The organism is Thioalkalivibrio sp. K90mix (assembly GCF_000025545.1).
In the GTDB taxonomy this organism is placed as follows: domain Bacteria; phylum Pseudomonadota; class Gammaproteobacteria; order Ectothiorhodospirales; family Ectothiorhodospiraceae; genus Thioalkalivibrio.
Genome location: NC_013889.1, coordinates 116,017 through 132,423 on the forward strand (window position 1 = coordinate 116,017; position 16,407 = coordinate 132,423).

The following is a 16,407-nucleotide window of genomic DNA, read 5'->3' on the forward strand; positions in this document are numbered from 1 at the left end:
AGCCAGGGGCGTCTTGACAGGACTTGGGAGCCGCATCAGAGTCTGCAACCTTAATCATGGAAAGGGAATGTCCATGACCTCGCCACGGATTGGCGCATTCGCCGTACCGGCACACCTCGATCTTGCAGCCACCATGACCTTTCGTGCTCCCACGCTCGCGCGGGTCGGATTCGGGCGGGCGCTCGATTGTCGCCGCGGAGGTTTTTGCCATCTCCCCTTGCGGTTCCAGTTGGACATATCACGAACCGCAAGAGGCGCTCCATGCTCTGGTTGATCGCCTATGTGATCGCACTGATCGCGGCGGCTGGCATCCTGTCCGAGCGATCACGGGCGCCCGTTCGGGCCAGGGTTCTGTTCGCCCTTGCCGTTCTCGCGGTGCCATTCGTGCTGGAGACCTTCGGCTGGATGCTCCTGGGGGATGAGCCCCATGATCTGATCGCCGCCCAGCTCGGGCTTCTGTCATACGTCATCGGCCCCATTCTGGTGGCCTGGTACTTCCTGTATCGCTATCCGCTGCCGGCATCCGCACGGCATGCCCCGAAACTGAAGAGCTTTCGTCTGGCGGTTGGCGCCTGGCATCGCCATATCCTCTTTCTTGGCTTCATGGCGTTTGTCGTGGTCGGGATAGGCGCCACATACAACCCGCTCACGCAATGGGCGTACGACCGTGTTGGCCAGCACAACCTCGAAAACGAGGTAGTCCGGGCCAAGCTGGCGGACCAGCACTTCGATATCCCGATGCGATATTTCGTGATTGACGCGTATGTGCCGCGTGGATACTGGCCGAAGGCCAAGAATCGCCGGGTGGATGTCGGCGCCCTGAGCGTCTACGTCATGTTGCCGGATCTGCGACCCTTCTATCCCGAAGAGGAACATCTCTGGAATCTGGAGGGTGGCGGCCGCGGTGACCGAGTTCGTATGACGATCCGGGAGGATGATTTTTCCGAACCCAATGTAAAGACGTTACGAGCGCGGGCCGCTGAATCAGGAGAGCCCCTCGCCCCGGAAACGGCAAAAACGTATGGCGTTGATCTGCACGATGTGGATGTGGACGCTTTTTTGTACGCCCGCAGTCTCCGCCTGTTTCCACGCGATGAATCCGAAGCGTGGTTTATCACCTGCACGAGTCCGGAGGACGTCCCTTCCCCTAGTGTTCTTTAACAAAAGTTCGTATTTTTATCGAGGCGATCGGTTAGACGGGCGATCGACGCGATAATTTGATCGGCTGTTTTGCGCCAGATGAACGGTCGAGGCTCATCGTTGTACGTCTTCAGGTATTCGCGGATGGAGTCTTCCAGTTCGCGAGTACTGCGATGCGATTGACGCTTGATCCAGCGCTGCGAGATGAGCGCGAAGAAGCGTTCGACCAGGTTGATCCAGGACGCCGAGGTCGGCGTGAAGTGCACGTGGTAGCGCGGTCGTGCAGCGAACCAGGCCCGAACCTTTTCGGTCTTGTGGGTGCCGTAGTTGTCCAGGATGAGGTGGACGTCGAGATCGTCGGGGACCTGGCGATCGATCTCGTTGAGAAACGCCAGGAACTCCTTGGCGCGATGCCTTCTATGGAGTTTGCCGATGACCTCGCCGGTGGCCACATCCAGTGCCGCGAACAGGGTGGTCGTGCCATGGCGCAGGTAGTCATGGGTGCGGGTCTCGGGATGGCCGAACGACAACGGCAACGCCGGCTGGGACCGGTTCAGGGCCTGGATCTGGCTCTTTTCGTCGACGCACAGCACCAGGGCTCGGTCCGGTGGGTGCATGTACAGGCCCACGATATCGTGCACCTTGGCCACGAAGTGCGGATCCGTGGACAACTTGAAGGTCTCGAGCCGATGCGGCTTGAGACCGAAGGCCCGCCAAATCCGGCTGATGGCCATCGCATTGAGCCCGGTCTCCTTGGCCATCAGCGTGGTCGACCAGTGCGTCGCGTTATCCGGCTTCGACTGCAGCGTCTTGTTGATGACTTCGGTCACCTTGTCGTCATCGATCGTACGGGGACGTCCGCTTCTCGGGGCATCCGTGAGCCCCCCGATGCGTGCCTGCTCGAAGCGCTTGCGCCACTTGCTCACCGTCTCCGCCGAGACGCCAACCCGCGCGCCAATCTCCGAAGCCTTCAGGCCTCGCGTGCTCAGCAGAATCATGCGCGCGCGCTGTTGTTCCGCCGCGGGCATCTGGCGCCGCCGCAGCCAGCTCTCGAGCTCGTCGCGTTCGGCTTCACTGATCGTCAACGTCTTGATCGGTCGTCCCATTCCGGTCGCCTCCCGAGTGCCTGTTGTCAGGATACAGGGGGACAGTCACGGAGTCGATGAACTTTTGTTAAACGACACTAGCTGCCGGATGAAGACTGCATTCCGTCCCGGCATCGCGCTGGAAAAGACCTTCGGCCTCGAACACCTCCCCGATTGGCGCCGCATCGGGACCAAGAGCGAGCAACTGGTGGATTCTCTGGCGGTCGAAGGGGCCAACCCATGAAGACCCTCAGGCGCCTTTGCGCCCTCGATGTCGGATCGTTCGCGCTCGGCTTTATTCAGTGGCTCAGCCGAAAGTCGGCCCCGCGGAAACGAGTGCGGAGGTCATGAGCGTCGTTGACCTGTTGGGATCGGTGCTCATCGCCCTGATTCCCATGGCGGTTGCCATTGTTGCGGCCATTGGGGTGCTGATTGCCGTCCGTCGTGCATCGGCTGCCGTCAGGATCGGCTATGCCCTGCTCGTACTGGCCCTGCCGGTGGCCGTGATGCTGGGGTTTACGCGCCTTCTGGAAGAGTATGCACGCGAGATGTCCGCGGGACTGCCGGTGGCCCTGTTCGCGTTCATTGGCATTCCGCTGATGGTCGTCTGGTGGTTTCGGCGGCGCCACCCAGTGCGGTTGGAGACGGGCGCGCCCGCCGCCCCCACGGTGCACAGCTTCCGCCTTACGTTTCGTTACTGGAGGCTGGAGCTGGCCCTCGTAGTCCTGCTGGTGCTGGTCGTCTTCACGGAGAACCCGGTCTCGCGCATGATCAATGACTATGCGGGCCGGATTCACCTGAAGGTCGCAACGGCGCACTTCGACTTGTCAGGCCACAAGTTCGATGTGCCGGTGCGGTTTTTCTACTTTGTCCATGAAGAGCTGGGCCACTGGCCGCGCCCCGGAGAGGGGCGACATGAACCGGCGACCCTCCAGTTGAGCACCCTCCTGCCGGATCTGCGGCCTTATCACCACGAAGACCGGGATCGCTGGACCCGGGGTGACGACGCCCTCGGAGACCGGGTGGAAATCATGCTCTTGAACGAACCGCCTCCCGGGTTTATTGGCCCGATGGGGCGGCTTGCAAGGGAGAATCCTCAGGACGGCCGGACATCCGATGATGGCCTCGTCATGTTCGAGACCGATCCACAGGAGACCGACCCGAAGGGTCCGGGTTCGTCGTCGTTTTTCGTCCCCGAGGACGCATCAAATGACCTCGTAATCCGGTGTGCCCCGCCAGGCGAGCCGCCCGCCCCTGAATGCATAGCCATGACCGCCTTTCGCGACGATCTCGCATTGACCTATCGCTTCACCCTCGAGCACCTTCCGGACTGGAACCGGATTGATCGCGAGGTTCGACAACTCCTGGACTCCCTTTCGGTCGAGGGCGACGCGCCATGAGTCCTTCCACGCGTCTTCCCATCCCCGATGAGTGGCTATCCCGCTTCACTCTCGACTCCGTCTGCGTGATCCGGGCGCAGAACGGGGGCAGGGACTCATGACCCGTCAGGCGAAGCCACCCAAGCCCTTTTTCGACGCCGGGAAGCTCGGCGCCTTTGGCCTCGTGTTCTGGGTGCCTCTGGTTGTGACGGTCCTGGTTTCGCAGGTGGCTCTCGCAGGGGAGACAGGTATCGCTACGGCCGTTTGGTGGCTTTCTGAAGGGGTTGCCGGCCGGCTTCCAATGATCGACACGATTGCCGAATCCCGTCGCGACACCGCGGGCATCCGGGCGGCCCTGGTGGCAGCCATCGGATTTCAGCCGTTTCTGTTCGTTTACCTGCTGTTCAAGATGTCCAGATCCGTGCGCCCCGAGCGGCCTACCGGTCTGGCGCTTCTGAAGCTCATTGGATCGCTCACCTGGTTTATTGCGTTTTTTGCTTTTGTCGTCTTCGCCCAACTGTATGCCGTTCTGCCAGCGGCAGGGCCCGAGCTATCGGGGCGCATGATCGAAACCTATGATCCCCTGTTCGAGATTCCGGCGGTCGCGGCGACTTCCTTTTTTTTCGTGCTGTACATATCCACGACGCTGGCTTCCGCGTGGCTCTGGATGCTGGGAACCCTGGCGAGCGATTCGTTTTCGGCGCGCGGGCAGAACCGGGGCAGGGGCGCATGAGCGGCGCCGGCCGGCTGGCCCTGATCGTGGCCGTCCTAGCCGCGATCTGGCTGGCGGGTTCCGCTCTGTGGTCGGGCATCGCCCGGCCGTTGCTGATCGAGCATGGCGTACCCGAAGCCTGGCGACAGCTTTATGGGGAGCCCCCGCCGCTGGTCGAGGAGCGCCCGGTCCCGATCCGCAAGGCCAACATCAATGGAGTGCCGATTGCGATCCCGTCCAACTATCTCGCGCTGGTCGGCATCGAATACAAGGATCAGAGCACCTGGGCGCCACGGGACCCGGATACGCCGAAGCCCGATGAGCGCACCTTCGAGGATGAGGCCCATGCCTTCACGCTCGCGGTTCGATGGCCGGATCTGAAGCCGCGCAGCCCGGAAACGGATCAAAGCTACTGGGGCAGGGGTGATCCCGACGGCGATCCATGGTTGCAGATTGGCCTCGGCGCCTACAGCAATCCGGACGCAATCGGGCGGGATCTTGGTTGGGCACCGCTTGTGCGTGGAAGGATCGAGAGGATCAAGGAACGCACCCACACCAGGAGGCTCCCTCCACGAAACCCAACGGAAAGATGGGGTGGGACCGAAGAAGTGCGAATCCACTACGAAATGCGTGGTACCGATCCGGAGACTGGCCTGGAATGGGCCGAGCCAATGGGTCCCGGGACCGAACGCTTTCATGCCTGGAATCTAACGCTCCACTGGAAAGGCGATCTCGACGGCTACGTCAGCGACATGATCGAGTGCTACAACGGTCAAATGCCGAGGCCCGAGAGTCGCCCGGTCTGCCGGCATCGATTCACGCTGCCCGAGTGGGGTGCATGGGTTGATTTCGGTTACCCGCGCGCTTTGCTTCCGCAATGGCGGGAGATTCGGTCTGCCGTGCGCGATCTCATTCTGGACTTTGAGGCGGACCCCCTGGAGAACGCAGAAGAGGGCCCATGAGCATTCGCCAATCGCTCATCGACCTTCTGGCGAAATACCCCGGCCCGACGGAGGCCGAGGCCCGTCGTTGGCGGTACGCCCTGATGGCAATGGGTGCGTTTGCGCTTCTCGCCGAAGGGGTCCTCGTCTACATCCTTTATTACATGGACCCTGCGGCGCCTCCATTCTGGCTGGCCGCTCCGGCGGGCTGGCTATGGGAGCATGTTCCCGCTGCACGTGGGTTCACGAATAGCTCCTACGGCCTTCGCGCACAGATGCCGTACGTCTTTGTGGTGTTTTTCTTATTGGTGATCGCAACTGCTGCGCTGGTGGCCTGCTGTAATCGCCGTGGATCGATCTTCGGCATGGCGGTCAATTTTCTCCAAGAGGGGATCTTTAGGCAGGGGGTTATCCTCGTCGCGGTGCCCATCGTGTACTACGCCGTTGCCTTTTTCGTCTTTTCTTCCGATCTGGAGGCGGTTTCGAGCCCGAGTGAGCGATCGTACCGGCATTACGGTTTGTTTTTCGAGACAGAGATGGGTGTTGCGACTGCCTGGGTGCCGCTGGCCTTGTTCTGCGGTTCCTTCATCGGGGTCCATCTCTCGATGATCGCGGAGATTCCGAGGCTTCTCAGGGCCGCCCGAATTGGTTGACCTCGATTGCTAGCGGATCTAGGAAGGTAATCGTCCATGTACACCTTGGCTTACTTCTCGCTTTGGCTGTCTTTTCTTTTTGTCTGGGCGGCTCTCTTCAGCCTGATCATTCTTGGGTCCCGTAGACGCGCTGTTCTGGGTGCGCGGATGTCCTACGCTGGCCTGACTCTGCTGGCCCCGTTTGCAGTGTTGTTCCTGGGGGCCCTGAGTGTCTGGTATGCGCCCGAAGGCGTGCCCGGATGGCTCGAGATGACGCTGGTGTTCTACCTCCCGCTTGTTACGCCGTATCTGGTCCGTACCCTGTTTGTGTTGCGCTGGCCGGTTCATGCGTAACGGCCCGTGCGTACTATCGCCGTCCTGCCGGATCTGATGGGCTAGGGCGAGGTGCATGACCTGCATCAGGCGCTGGTGCACCCTGCCCGCGAAAGCCTGAACGAGCGCTAAGGCGCCCTTCCCTTGGGAAGGCCGAGGTGGTCCGGCCGCTCGGAGTGGCGGGCGGCCGGGCCGGGCTTTAGAGGATGTAGCGCGAGAGGTCTTCGTTTTCGACCAGGTCGGCGAGGCGTTCGTCGACGAAGGCGCGGTCCACGATGACGGCGCCGTCGACGTCCGGGGCGCGGTAGGCGACGTCCTGCAGCAGGCGTTCGAGCACGGTGTGCAGGCGGCGGGCGCCGATGTTCTCGGTGCGCGCGTTCACATCAAAGGCGATCTCGGCGAGGCGGCGCACGCCGTCTTCCTCGAAGCGCAGTTCCACGCCTTCGGTCTTCATCAGCTCCACGTACTGCTCGGTCAGCGAGGCGGTGGGCTCCGTCAGGATGCGCACGAAGGCATCGGCGGACAGGGCATCCAGTTCTACGCGGATCGGCAGGCGTCCCTGCAGTTCCGGCACGAGGTCGGACGGCTTGGACAGGTGGAAGGCGCCGGAGGCGATGAACAGGATATGGTCGGTACGGACCATGCCCAGTTTGGTGGAGACGGTGGTGCCCTCGATCAGCGGCAGCAGGTCGCGCTGCACGCCCTCGCGCGAGACCTCGCCGCTGCTGCCCTTGTCGCTGCCCTTGGCGACCTTGTCGATCTCGTCGAGAAAGACAATGCCGCTTTGCTCGACACGTTCGATCGCGCGTTCCTTGAGTTCTTCGTCATTGATCAGGCGCGCGGCCTCTTCCTCGATCAGCAGTTTGCGTGCCTCGGCGATCTGCAGCCGGCGCGAACGGGTCTTCTGGCCGCCGAGGTTCTGGAACATCGACTGCAGCTGGCTGGCCATCTCTTCCATGCCCGGCGGGGTCATGATCTCGACGCCGTGCGGGTTCTGCTGCACCTCGATGTCGATCTCGCGCTCGTCCAGGTCACCCTCACGCAGGCGTTTGCGCAGCTTCTGGCGGGTTTCGCTGTTGGAGTCGTCCTGCGCGGATTCGGTGAAACCGGCGTTGCGCGGGCGCGGGAGCAGGGCATCGAGGATGCGCTCCTCCGCCGCGTCTTCGGCTTTGACGCGGTTTTCCTTGATGGCCTCGTCGCGCAGCTGCTTGACCGCGGCCTCGGCCAGGTCGCGGATGATTGACTCGACGTCCCGGCCGACATAGCCGACCTCGGTGAACTTGGTCGCCTCGATCTTGATGAAGGGAGCACGCGCCAGCTTCGCCAGGCGGCGGGCGATCTCGGTCTTGCCGACACCGGTCGGGCCGATCATCAGGATGTTTTTGGGCGTGACTTCCGGCTGCAGCTCCGGCGGCAGCTGGCGGCGGCGCCAGCGGTTGCGCAGGGCGACGGCGACGGAGCGCTTGGCCTCGTCCTGGCCGATGATGTAGCGGTCCAGTTCCTGGACAATCTCGCGGGGGGTCATGTCGGTCATGGCAAAGGGGCCTTGGTCGAATCAGACGGGGCCGGGGCGCGTTATTCGGCGTCCAGGCTCTCCAGGGTGATGTTGTGATTGGTGTACACGCAGATGTCGGCGGCGATGTTCAGCGATTTCTCCACGACGTCGCGGGCCGACAGGTCGGTATTCTGCAGCAGCGCCTGCGCGGAGGCCTGGGCGTAGGGGCCGCCGGAGCCGATTGCGATCAGGGCGTTCTCGGGCTCGATCACGTCGCCGTTGCCGGAGATCACGAAGGAGTTGTCGCGGTCGGAGACGGCCAGCAATGCCTCCAGCCGGCGCAGGGCGCGGTCGGTGCGCCAGTCCTTGGCCAGTTCGACGGCCGCGCGGGTGATGTTGCCGGAGTGCTTTTCCAGCATGCCCTCGAAGCGTTCGAACAGGGTAAAGGCATCGGCGGTGCCGCCGGCAAAACCGGCGAGTATGCGGTCGTGATAGACGCGGCGCACCTTGCGCGCGTTGCCCTTCATTACGGTGTTGCCAAGGGATACCTGGCCGTCGCCCCCGAGGGTGACGGCGCCGTCCTTGCGGACGCATACGATGGTGGTGCCGCGAAACTGTTCCACGGGCGCTCTCCTTTGTGCTGCGGTCGGGGCCGGCCGCCTGCCGTGTGGCTTGCGAGGCCGCGTCGGGCGGCGCGCAAGGACCAAGGGACAGGATGTGGCGACGTCCGGCGTTTTTTCGGTCCGGACGCGATTGGGTCCCGGTCGTTTTTGTTGGTTCCCCGCCCGGAGAAAGCTGGACTCAGCGTTTGCCTGGCGAACGGTCTCTCCGGGCACGCGGGTGGGCGGCATCATACACCTGTGCCAGATGCTGATAATCGAGATGGGTATAGATCTGGGTAGTTTCAAGGTTGGCGTGACCCAGAAGCTCCTGAATGGCTCGCAAATCGCCGCTCGACTCCAGCAGGTGGCTGGCGAACGCATGGCGCAGACGGTGCGGGTGCAGGCGTACGTCCAGCCCGGCACGGCGGCCGGCTTCGGCCACGCGACGCTGCACGGCGCGGTTGCCGATGCGCTGGCCGCGCCGGCTGACGAACACGGCATGCGCGTCCGGCGCGGCCCAGTCGCCGCGGCACTTCAGCCAGTTCCGCAAGGCGTCGCGCGCCATGCGCCCCACCGGGACGCTGCGCTCGCGGCGGCCCTTGCCCAGCACGCGTACGAGCCCGGCATCCAGGTCGAGATCGGTGAGGTCCAGTCCGGTCAGCTCCGACAGGCGCAACCCGGAGGAGTACAGCAGCTCCAGCATGGCCTGGTCGCGGGCGGCCAGGATTGGGTCGAGATCCTCGGCCGGGGTCAGGGCCTGCTGGGTCTGGTCGACGTCGAGATCGCGTGGCAGGGCGCGCCCCGCGCGCGGTCCGCGCAGGCCGGCAGCCGGGTTGGCCGGCATGCGGCGGTGCTCGACCTGATGGGCGAAAAAGCCGCGCGCGGCGGACAGAAAGCGCTGGATCGAGCGCGGGTGGTGACCCTGGCGAGCCAGCTGCCCGGCGATACGCCGCATGTCGGCGGCCTTCAGCTGATCCCAGGGCCCGCTGTGCAGGCGGCGCAGGTGAGCCAGGTCGCGCTGGTAGGCTTTGATGGTATGCGGCGAATGGCCGCGAACATCGCGCAAATGGGCCAGAAAGGCCGCGATATCCGCATCATGGGCTGTGGTTTCGGCCGCCGCCTCAGGCGGCGGATTGGGTCCGCTCGACATGGCAGCGGATCGATTCGGCCAGCAGGTCGCCGATGTGCGTGACGAAATAGGTGCCCATGTCGGGCTGGAAGCGATCCACGGAGTCGCTGGCCAGTCCGAGCACGCCGATGCGGTCGGACTCGTCGCCCAGCGGCATCAGGATGGCGGAGCCGATACCGTCGGCGGAGTCGAACAGCACGTCCAGCATCTCGCCCGGCACACGGCCGCATTGGGCCTTGCCGCGCGCGAACAACGGGTCGAACGTGCTCAGCTCGCTGGATTCCAGGGCGTGCAGGTCGTCCACCTCGCGATCGGCCAGGCGGATGCTCACGCGCTCCGCGCCGAGTTCGTTGCGCAGGGCGTCCTGAGTCAGCGCGAGGACCGCGTCCAGGTTTTCGGCGCGCATCAGGGTCTTGGCCAGTTCGTGCAGGTGCTGGCCCATGCGCTCGTTGTCGCGGGCGCGCTCGACCAGCTCGCCCATGTGCTGCTCCATCGCGCGGTGCTTTTCGCGCAGCAGGGTGACCTGGCGCTCCAGCAGCGACACCGCGCCGCCGGCCGGATGCGGCAGTCGCAGGATATCGAGCAGTGGCAGGTGATCCTGGAAGAAATCCGGGTGGTCGCGCAGGTAGGCCTCGACGTCGCCCGCGCTGATCCCCTGATGGTTGTTGTTTTCCGGAGCCCGGTTCTTGGCGGGCTTCGCGGCAGAGGCGTTGGAGGATTGCCCAGTCATAGATCGATCCAGCCGTTGAAAACCGTGGTGGCCGGTCCGGTTAGCCAAACCGGGGCTTCGGCCTGTGCGTTCCAGCTTAGCACAAGGGTACCGCCCGGCAGCGAGACTTCAACCTCGTCGTCGACGAGGTTGCGTCGGCGCAGAATGGCCATCGCGGCGGCCGCGCCGCTGCCACAGGCCAGCGTCTCGCCGACCCCGCGTTCGAATACCCGCAGGTCTACATGCGTGCGGTCGCGCAGCGCGGCAAAGCCGACATTCACGCGGCGCGGGAAGCACTCGTGCCGCTCGATCAGCGGCCCGACCTCGGTCACGGGCGCGCTCGCGACGTCGTCGACCAGTAGCACCGCATGGGGGTTGCCCATGGACACCGCGCCCAGTGTGATCGCGTGGCCCTGCACGTCCAGGGTGTAGGCATCAGCCTCGTGTTCGGCGACCAGCGGGATCTGTTCGGGCGTGAACACGGGCTGCCCCATGTTGACCCGCACGTGCTCGTCGTCCTCCACATGCAGCACGATGCGTCCGCCCAGGGTCTCGACCGGGATCTCGCGGGCCTCGGTCAGGCCCTGCTCGCGCACGAAGCGGGCGAAGCAGCGCGCACCGTTGCCGCACTGCTCCACCTCGGAGCCATCGGCATTGAAGATGCGGTAGCGGAACAGGGCCTGTGTTGGGTCGCCCGGGGGCTCCACCAGCAGGATCTGGTCGCAGCCGATGCCGAAGTGGCGATCCGCCAGTTGGCGCAGCGTCGCCTCGTCGAGCCGGACGTCCTGGCGCGTGCCGTCGATGACGACGAAGTCGTTGCCCAGACCGTGCATCTTGGTGAATTCCAGCCGCATCAGGTGGCCTCCGGCAGGTGCCCGAAGATGATCATGTGCCGGTCCGAGGTGGCGCGGACGGCGAAGTCGTCGAGTCCGGCATCGGCCAGCTGCGCGCGCACCTCGTCGGGCGTGAAGGCCGCGCGCAGGGAGTGTTCGAAGTCGCGGCGCAGCACGTCCGGGTCGTCGGCTGCGTACTCCGCGACCAGGGCCTTGACCGTTTGCTCCGAGTCGGGCCGGCGCAGGTCCATCACGAACACGGCCGCGCCGGCTGCGCCATCGCGCACGATGGTCTGCCACAGTACCGCGGGTTCATGCAGGTGATGCAGCAGGGAATTGCTGATGATCGTGGCATACGGGGCGCGCGGGCCGCGCGCCTCGGGCAGGCAGCCCTCGGCCAGGTGCACGCGCGGCGCGGCCGGGTGGCCGGCCATCAGCGCGTCACCGGCGGCCAGCATCGCGGGCGCGCCGTCGAGCCCGTCGACCTCGCAGGCCGGGTAGTGCGCGGCGAAGCGCAGCGAGACATCGCCCGGCCCGCAGCCGAGATCCAGTACGGGGCCGGTGACCGGGCCCGGGAAGGCCTCGGCGAAGGCGTCCACGAAGCCTTCGTGCGGGGCGGCGAAGTCGGCGTCGGCATAGGCCCGGGCCTGCTCTGGCTCCAGCATCAGCTCCGGTTCCGGACGGCGCGGGATCACGGGTCCACGCTCCCGGGCGGGTTTTCGTCGTCCGGGTCCGCGTCTTCGGGGTCCCGGGGCAGCATGCTCTCGCGCATCATCAGGTGGTCGACCTGCTCGCGGCGGTTGATGATCTGGAAGTGGTCGCCGTCGACCATGATCTCCGGCGGGCGCGGGCGCGAATTGTAGTTGCCGGCCATGACATAGCCGTAGGCCCCGGCCGAGCGCACGGCGAGCACGTCGCCCGCGGCCAGTGCCAGTTCGCGTTCGCGGCCGAGGAAATCGCCGGTCTCGCAGACCGGGCCGACGATGTCGTAGGTGCGCGCGGCGGTTTCACGGCGCTGCACGACCGGGATGATCTCCTGCCAGGCGCCATAAAGGGCCGGGCGCAGCAGGTCGTTCATCGCCCCGTCGACGATCGCGAAGTCGTGGGCCTCGGTGTGCTTGAGGTACTCCACGCGGGTCAGGAACACCCCGGCGTTGGCCGCGATTGCCCGGCCGGGTTCCAGCAGCACCTTCAGCGAGCGCTCGCCCATCACCTTGCGCAGGGCACTGGCCCAGGCGTCCGGCTCCGGCGGGGTCTCGTCGCGGTAGCGCACGCCCAGCCCGCCGCCGACATCGATATGTTCGAGTTCGATGCCGTCTGCGGCCAGCTGGTCGACCAGCGTCAGCACGCGTTTCAGGGCATCGGTGAACGGGTCGATCCGGGTCAGCTGCGAGCCGATGTGGAAATCGACGCCGGTGGCCTCCAGGTGCTGGCTGTCGCGTACCCGGGCATACAGCGCCGGCGCCTCCTCGATGGCAACGCCGAACTTGTTCTCACGCAGGCCGGTGGCGATATAGGGATGGGTCTCGGCGTCGACGTCCGGGTTCACGCGGATCGAGACCGGCGCGGTCACGCCCATCTCGGCCGCAATGGACTCCAGCCGCTCCAGCTCCGGGGCGGATTCGACGTTGAAGCAATGGATGCCGACCTTCAGTGCCCGGCGCATCTCGGCCGCGGTCTTGCCGACGCCCGAGAACACGACCTTCGCCGGGTCGCCGCCGGCGCGCAGTACACGTTCCAGTTCGCCGCCGGAGACGATGTCGAAGCCGGCGCCCAGGCGCGCGAGCACGTTCAGCACCCCCAGCGCGGAGTTCGCCTTCACCGCGAAGCAGACCTGGTGCGGCGTGCCGATCAGGGCCTCGCTGAACGCGCGGTAGTGGCGCTCAAGGGTGGCGCGCGAATACACGTAGGCGGGCGTACCCACCAGCTGGGCGAGGTGGTCCAGCGCCACGCCTTCGGCATGCAGCGTGTTGCCGTGGTAGTCGAAGTAGTCCATTCAGCGGCGCTCCTCGGTTTCGTCGTCATCGGGCAGGTAGAGATCACCCTTCTGTCCGCAGGAGGCGAGCATCTGCATCGTGCCGAGCACGACCACGACCGCAATCAGGAGCCACTGGGCCTTGCATGAACGCATGTTCGTTCCGGGGTGTCGTTGCAATGAAGGGCAATAGTGTGCCATTGATACGGCGCTGGCTTCAGGTCCATCCGTTGTCATTCACCCGATTTTGAACCCTTGGTGATCTGTTCATCATCGATTCAGCGAACTTTGGGAGGATGAACCTGCCAGACCAGCAGAAGACCACTGAAGCTGGTCAGCGATGGAGCCCGACCCCAAGGAATAGATCCCCGGGGGTCGCCGTCCAAAGCAACAGGCGTAAACGCGGGCAACCGCTAAAACGCCGCCGGATAACCCGGAACTGACCCAAAAAGATGAGAGGAGATCTCCATGATTAGCACCAAGCGTCGTGTCTTCCTGAAAGGCACTCTCGCCGCCGGCACCGTCGGCGTGGCCGTTGGGGCTGGCCTGCTGGCTCCGAGCAAGCTGCTGGCCGCCTGGCCGTCCTCCACGTTCGAGGCCGAGGGCCTGGACGCCGCGATGGAAGCTGCGCTCGGCTCCACCGACATCCCGGATAGCGACGACATCGATCTGAGCGCCCCGGAAATCGCCGAGAACGGCGCCGTGGTCCCGGTTTCGATCGAAACCAGCCTGGACGACGTCACCGAGATCGCCCTGTTCGCCGAGGAAAACGACTTCGCCGCGACCGCCCACTACATCCTGGCCTCCGGCACCAAGCCGAAAGTGTCCAGCCGCATCCGTCTGGGTGAGTCCTCGAACGTCGTGGCCGCCGTGAAGTCTGGCGACAGCTGGTACAAGACGGTCCGCGAAGTGAAGGTCACGGTCGGTGGCTGCGGCGGTTAAGCCGCGCGCCCCAATCGCTGATCGAACCCTATTGGAGGAATAAGATATGTCTATTCGAGTTCGCGCCCAAGAAAGCAACGGCGTTGTTAACGTCCGCGCTCTGATGAGCCACGACATGCTGGTCCCGGATGATGATGGTGGTCCGCACTTCATCGAAACCGTGGAAATCAAGCGTAACGGCGAAGACGCCATTACCGCCTACTGGAACTTCACTGTCTCTCGTAACCCGTTCCTGCAGGTCGAGTTCGACGGTTCCGCCGGCGACACCGTGTCCGTCTCCTGGACGGACAACAAGGGCGAATCCGATTCGACCGAAGTCGAAGTCGGCTAAGGAAGCCTCGCTTCCTGACGTCCAGCCGGGGCCCTCGGGTCCCGGCTTTTTTTTGCCAATTGCATGGCAGGCGAGTGCCCCGATCCGGTGTGCGTACCGGGCCGTGGCCAGCCTTGCTACACTGAGCCTTTGTCGTCTTGAATCGGAATCATGACTGAACGTACTGCTAGCATCCGCCGCGACACCCTCGAGACCCAGATCACCGTCGAGCTCAACCTTGATGGCAAGGGCACAAGCCAGCTGGAAACCGGTGTCCCGTTCCTCGATCACATGCTCGACCAGGTGGCCCGCCACGGCATGGTCGATCTCTCGGTGCGTGCGCAGGGCGACCTGCATATCGACGCGCATCACACGGTCGAGGATGTCGGCATCACGCTCGGGCAGGCGCTGGCCAAGGCCTTGGGGGACAAGAAGGGCATCCGCCGCTACGGCCATGCCTACGTCCCGCTGGACGAGGCCCTGGCGCGGGTAGTGATCGATTTTTCAGGGCGCCCGGGGCTGGAGATGCACGCGGACTTTCGGCGTTCGCACATCGGCGAGTTCGATGTGGATCTCTTTCACGAGTTCTTCCAGGGGCTGGTCAACCATGCCTGGATGACCCTGCACATCGACAGCCTTCGCGGAGACAACGCGCACCACGTGGCCGAGACCATCTTCAAGGCCTTTGGACGCGCGCTGCGCATGGCGGCCGAGGCCGACCCGCGCGCGGAGGGGATTACCCCGTCGACCAAGGGCAGCCTTTAAGGAAGAACGCAAGGGATTTCCCGGCCATGGAAACAGTTGCCGTCATTGACTACGGCATGGGTAACCTGCACTCGGTGGTTCGCGCGCTCGAACACGAGTCCGGTGCCGATCAGCGCATCCTGCTGACGGACGATCCCGACACCCTGCGTGAGGCCGATCGCCTGGTCTTTCCGGGGCAGGGGGCGGCCGGTGATGCGATGCGCGCGCTGGCCTCGCGGGGGCTCGATCGCCTGTTGCCCGAGCTGACTGCGGATCGGCCCTTCCTTGGCCTGTGCCTGGGGCAGCAGATCCTGATGCAGCACAGCGAAGAGAGCGGCGGGGTCGATCTTCTGGGCATACTGCCGGGGCGGGTCGCACGTTTCCCGGAATGCGATGGCCCGGACGGCCGGCGCCTGAAGATCCCGCACATGGGGTGGAACCGGGTCCTGCCGACGGGCGAGCACCCCCTGTGGCACGGCCTGCCCGAGACGCCGTGGTTCTATTTTGTACACAGCTATCGCGTGTTGCCGGAGAATGAGACGGATATCGCCGGGCGCACCGATTATGGCGAGACCTTTGCCTCGGCACTGGCGCGCGGCTCGCTGTTCACCATGCAGTGCCACCCGGAGAAGAGCGCCGCCTGCGGGCTGCGCCTGTTGCATAACTTTCTGCGCTGGGACGGTGAGGGTCCCGGGGCTGCGTGAGGAGTCCAAGATGCTGGTCATTCCTGCAATTGATCTGAAGGAAGGCAAATGCGTGCGCCTGCGCCAGGGCAAGATGGAGGATTCCACCGTGTTCGGCGAAGACCCGGTGGAGATGGCGAAGCGCTGGGTGGATGCCGGGGCGGAGCGCCTGCACATCGTCGACCTGGATGGCGCCTTCGCGGGCCATCCGCGTAATGCCGAGGCCGTGCATGCGATCGCCGAGGCCTTCCCCGACCTGCCGATCCAGATCGGCGGCGGGATTCGCGACGAGGACACCGTGCAGGCCTATCTGGATGCCGGGGTGGAGTTCGTGATCATTGGCACCCGCGCGGTGAGCGCGCCGCACTTCGTCAATGACCTGTGCCTGGAGTTTCCCGGGCGCATCATCGTCGGGCTGGACGCGAAGGACGGCAAGCTGGCGGTGGATGGCTGGTCGAAGCTGTCGCACCACGATGTGATTGATCTGGCCCAGCATTTCGAGGCCGATGGTGTGGTGGCCTTCGTCTATACCGATATCGCCCGCGACGGGATGATGAAGGGCCCCAATGTCGAGGCCACCGCCCGCCTGGCCAGCAACGTGCGCGTGCCGGTGATCGCCTCTGGCGGGATCAGCTCGCTGGATGACCTGCGCCAGCTCGCCGAGAACGAGGAAGAGGGCATCACGGGGGCCATCGTCGGACGCGCGCTGTACGAGGGCGCGTTCACGCTCGAAGAGGCGCGCAAGGCGGCGTCCGGGGGCTGA

At 64.8% G+C, this 16,407-nt stretch carries 21 protein-coding genes; 12 read left to right on the forward strand and 9 right to left on the reverse strand.

What is annotated here, in order from left to right:
• The first annotated feature begins 261 nt into the window (after positions 1 to 261).
• Positions 262 to 1,161 carry a hypothetical protein gene (locus TK90_RS00515; protein ID WP_012981521.1) on the forward strand — a complete coding sequence of 300 codons (900 nt, stop codon included), beginning with the start codon at positions 262 to 264 and terminating at the stop codon, positions 1,159 to 1,161.
• On the opposite strand, the gene TK90_RS00520 is transcribed toward TK90_RS00515, so the two are convergent.
• Positions 1,158 to 2,246 carry an IS630 family transposase gene (locus TK90_RS00520; RefSeq protein ID WP_012981522.1) on the reverse strand — a complete coding sequence of 363 codons (1,089 nt, stop codon included), beginning with the start codon at positions 2,244 to 2,246 and terminating at the stop codon, positions 1,158 to 1,160. The genes TK90_RS00515 and TK90_RS00520 overlap by 4 nt on opposite strands.
• A gap of 88 nt (positions 2,247 to 2,334) precedes the next feature.
• Between TK90_RS00520 and TK90_RS15440 the strand changes: the two genes are divergently transcribed.
• From TK90_RS15440 to TK90_RS15475, 6 genes are all read left to right on the forward strand, one after another.
• Positions 2,335 to 2,469, forward strand: coding sequence for a hypothetical protein (locus tag TK90_RS15440; protein WP_012981523.1), 135 nt, complete (start codon positions 2,335 to 2,337; stop codon positions 2,467 to 2,469).
• A 103-nt stretch (positions 2,470 to 2,572) separates the two neighbouring features.
• Positions 2,573 to 3,625 carry a hypothetical protein gene (locus TK90_RS00525; RefSeq protein WP_012981524.1) on the forward strand — a complete coding sequence of 351 codons (1,053 nt, stop codon included), beginning with the start codon at positions 2,573 to 2,575 and terminating at the stop codon, positions 3,623 to 3,625.
• 97 nt (positions 3,626 to 3,722) lie between these two features.
• Positions 3,723 to 4,337, forward strand: a complete 615-nt coding sequence (locus tag TK90_RS00530; protein WP_012981526.1) for a hypothetical protein — start codon at positions 3,723 to 3,725, stop codon at positions 4,335 to 4,337.
• A complete protein-coding gene (locus TK90_RS00535; protein WP_012981527.1) occupies positions 4,334 to 5,278 on the forward strand; it encodes a hypothetical protein in 945 nt (314 codons plus the stop codon). Before TK90_RS00530 ends, TK90_RS00535 begins: the two co-directional genes overlap by 4 nt.
• A complete protein-coding gene (locus TK90_RS00540) occupies positions 5,275 to 5,910 on the forward strand; it encodes a hypothetical protein (RefSeq protein ID WP_012981528.1) in 636 nt (211 codons plus the stop codon). The genes TK90_RS00535 and TK90_RS00540 overlap by 4 nt, the downstream gene beginning before the upstream one ends.
• Before the next feature lie 36 nt (positions 5,911 to 5,946).
• Complete coding sequence (locus tag TK90_RS15475) at positions 5,947 to 6,243, forward strand: hypothetical protein (RefSeq protein WP_012981529.1); 297 nt, start codon at positions 5,947 to 5,949, stop codon at positions 6,241 to 6,243.
• A gap of 178 nt (positions 6,244 to 6,421) precedes the next feature.
• On the opposite strand, the gene hslU is transcribed toward TK90_RS15475, so the two are convergent.
• From hslU to TK90_RS14525, 8 genes are all read right to left on the reverse strand, one after another.
• Positions 6,422 to 7,756 carry an ATP-dependent protease ATPase subunit HslU gene (gene hslU, locus TK90_RS00550; protein ID WP_012981530.1) on the reverse strand — a complete coding sequence of 445 codons (1,335 nt, stop codon included), beginning with the start codon at positions 7,754 to 7,756 and terminating at the stop codon, positions 6,422 to 6,424.
• A gap of 41 nt (positions 7,757 to 7,797) precedes the next feature.
• On the reverse strand, positions 7,798 to 8,340 hold the full coding sequence (gene hslV, locus TK90_RS00555) for an ATP-dependent protease subunit HslV (protein ID WP_012981531.1): 543 nt from the start codon (positions 8,338 to 8,340) through the stop codon (positions 7,798 to 7,800).
• A gap of 178 nt (positions 8,341 to 8,518) precedes the next feature.
• Positions 8,519 to 9,469 carry a tyrosine recombinase XerC gene (gene xerC / locus TK90_RS00560; protein ID WP_012981532.1) on the reverse strand — a complete coding sequence of 317 codons (951 nt, stop codon included), beginning with the start codon at positions 9,467 to 9,469 and terminating at the stop codon, positions 8,519 to 8,521.
• Positions 9,441 to 10,178 carry a DUF484 family protein gene (locus TK90_RS00565; RefSeq protein ID WP_012981533.1) on the reverse strand — a complete coding sequence of 246 codons (738 nt, stop codon included), beginning with the start codon at positions 10,176 to 10,178 and terminating at the stop codon, positions 9,441 to 9,443. The genes xerC and TK90_RS00565 overlap by 29 nt, the downstream gene beginning before the upstream one ends.
• Entirely contained in the window at positions 10,175 to 11,011 is an 837-nt protein-coding gene (dapF, locus tag TK90_RS00570) for a diaminopimelate epimerase (RefSeq protein ID WP_012981534.1), read from the reverse strand. The genes TK90_RS00565 and dapF overlap by 4 nt, the downstream gene beginning before the upstream one ends.
• Positions 11,011 to 11,685 (reverse strand): trans-aconitate 2-methyltransferase, encoded by a 675-nt coding sequence (locus TK90_RS00575; protein ID WP_012981535.1) that lies wholly within the window; start codon positions 11,683 to 11,685, stop codon positions 11,011 to 11,013. Before TK90_RS00575 ends, dapF begins: the two co-directional genes overlap by 1 nt.
• Complete coding sequence (lysA, locus tag TK90_RS00580; RefSeq protein WP_012981536.1) at positions 11,682 to 12,986, reverse strand: diaminopimelate decarboxylase; 1,305 nt, start codon at positions 12,984 to 12,986, stop codon at positions 11,682 to 11,684. The genes TK90_RS00575 and lysA overlap by 4 nt, the downstream gene beginning before the upstream one ends.
• A complete protein-coding gene (locus tag TK90_RS14525; protein ID WP_012981537.1) occupies positions 12,987 to 13,121 on the reverse strand; it encodes a lipoprotein in 135 nt (44 codons plus the stop codon).
• A gap of 312 nt (positions 13,122 to 13,433) precedes the next feature.
• Here TK90_RS14525 and soxY point away from each other — a divergent pair, with 312 nt between their 5' ends.
• From soxY to hisA, 5 genes are all read left to right on the forward strand, one after another.
• Complete coding sequence (gene soxY / locus TK90_RS00585; RefSeq protein WP_012981538.1) at positions 13,434 to 13,907, forward strand: thiosulfate oxidation carrier protein SoxY; 474 nt, start codon at positions 13,434 to 13,436, stop codon at positions 13,905 to 13,907.
• A 46-nt stretch (positions 13,908 to 13,953) separates the two neighbouring features.
• A complete protein-coding gene (gene soxZ / locus TK90_RS00590; RefSeq protein ID WP_012981539.1) occupies positions 13,954 to 14,238 on the forward strand; it encodes a thiosulfate oxidation carrier complex protein SoxZ in 285 nt (94 codons plus the stop codon).
• 150 nt (positions 14,239 to 14,388) lie between these two features.
• A complete protein-coding gene (gene hisB, locus TK90_RS00595) occupies positions 14,389 to 14,982 on the forward strand; it encodes an imidazoleglycerol-phosphate dehydratase HisB (RefSeq protein WP_012981540.1) in 594 nt (197 codons plus the stop codon).
• Positions 14,983 to 15,008: 26 nt separating this feature from the next.
• Positions 15,009 to 15,665 carry an imidazole glycerol phosphate synthase subunit HisH gene (hisH, locus tag TK90_RS00600; RefSeq protein WP_012981541.1) on the forward strand — a complete coding sequence of 219 codons (657 nt, stop codon included), beginning with the start codon at positions 15,009 to 15,011 and terminating at the stop codon, positions 15,663 to 15,665.
• Between the two features lie 10 nt (positions 15,666 to 15,675).
• Positions 15,676 to 16,407: a 1-(5-phosphoribosyl)-5-[(5-phosphoribosylamino)methylideneamino]imidazole-4-carboxamide isomerase gene (hisA, locus tag TK90_RS00605; RefSeq protein ID WP_012981542.1), complete on the forward strand. Its 732-nt coding sequence runs from the start codon at positions 15,676 to 15,678 to the stop codon at positions 16,405 to 16,407.

Excerpts from the sequence above, each read along its gene's own strand:
- TK90_RS00515 (WP_012981521.1), top strand. The coding sequence starts at position 262 with ATGCTCTGGTTGATCGCCTATGTGATCGCACTGATCGCGGCGGCTGGC.
- TK90_RS00520 (WP_012981522.1), bottom strand. The coding sequence starts at position 2,246 with ATGGGACGACCGATCAAGACGTTGACGATCAGTGAAGCCGAACGCGAC.
- TK90_RS15440 (WP_012981523.1), top strand. The coding sequence starts at position 2,335 with ATGAAGACTGCATTCCGTCCCGGCATCGCGCTGGAAAAGACCTTCGGC.
- TK90_RS00525 (WP_012981524.1), top strand. The coding sequence starts at position 2,573 with ATGAGCGTCGTTGACCTGTTGGGATCGGTGCTCATCGCCCTGATTCCC.
- TK90_RS00530 (WP_012981526.1), top strand. The coding sequence starts at position 3,723 with ATGACCCGTCAGGCGAAGCCACCCAAGCCCTTTTTCGACGCCGGGAAG.
- TK90_RS00535 (WP_012981527.1), top strand. The coding sequence starts at position 4,334 with ATGAGCGGCGCCGGCCGGCTGGCCCTGATCGTGGCCGTCCTAGCCGCG.
- TK90_RS00540 (WP_012981528.1), top strand. The coding sequence starts at position 5,275 with ATGAGCATTCGCCAATCGCTCATCGACCTTCTGGCGAAATACCCCGGC.
- TK90_RS15475 (WP_012981529.1), top strand. The coding sequence starts at position 5,947 with ATGTACACCTTGGCTTACTTCTCGCTTTGGCTGTCTTTTCTTTTTGTC.
- hslU (WP_012981530.1), bottom strand. The coding sequence starts at position 7,756 with ATGACCGACATGACCCCCCGCGAGATTGTCCAGGAACTGGACCGCTAC.
- xerC (WP_012981532.1), bottom strand. The coding sequence starts at position 9,469 with ATGTCGAGCGGACCCAATCCGCCGCCTGAGGCGGCGGCCGAAACCACA.
- TK90_RS00565 (WP_012981533.1), bottom strand. The coding sequence starts at position 10,178 with ATGACTGGGCAATCCTCCAACGCCTCTGCCGCGAAGCCCGCCAAGAAC.
- dapF (WP_012981534.1), bottom strand. The coding sequence starts at position 11,011 with ATGCGGCTGGAATTCACCAAGATGCACGGTCTGGGCAACGACTTCGTC.
- lysA (WP_012981536.1), bottom strand. The coding sequence starts at position 12,986 with ATGGACTACTTCGACTACCACGGCAACACGCTGCATGCCGAAGGCGTG.
- TK90_RS14525 (WP_012981537.1), bottom strand. The coding sequence starts at position 13,121 with ATGCGTTCATGCAAGGCCCAGTGGCTCCTGATTGCGGTCGTGGTCGTG.
- soxY (WP_012981538.1), top strand. The coding sequence starts at position 13,434 with ATGATTAGCACCAAGCGTCGTGTCTTCCTGAAAGGCACTCTCGCCGCC.
- soxZ (WP_012981539.1), top strand. The coding sequence starts at position 13,954 with ATGTCTATTCGAGTTCGCGCCCAAGAAAGCAACGGCGTTGTTAACGTC.
- hisB (WP_012981540.1), top strand. The coding sequence starts at position 14,389 with ATGACTGAACGTACTGCTAGCATCCGCCGCGACACCCTCGAGACCCAG.
- hisH (WP_012981541.1), top strand. The coding sequence starts at position 15,009 with ATGGAAACAGTTGCCGTCATTGACTACGGCATGGGTAACCTGCACTCG.
- hisA (WP_012981542.1), top strand. The coding sequence starts at position 15,676 with ATGCTGGTCATTCCTGCAATTGATCTGAAGGAAGGCAAATGCGTGCGC.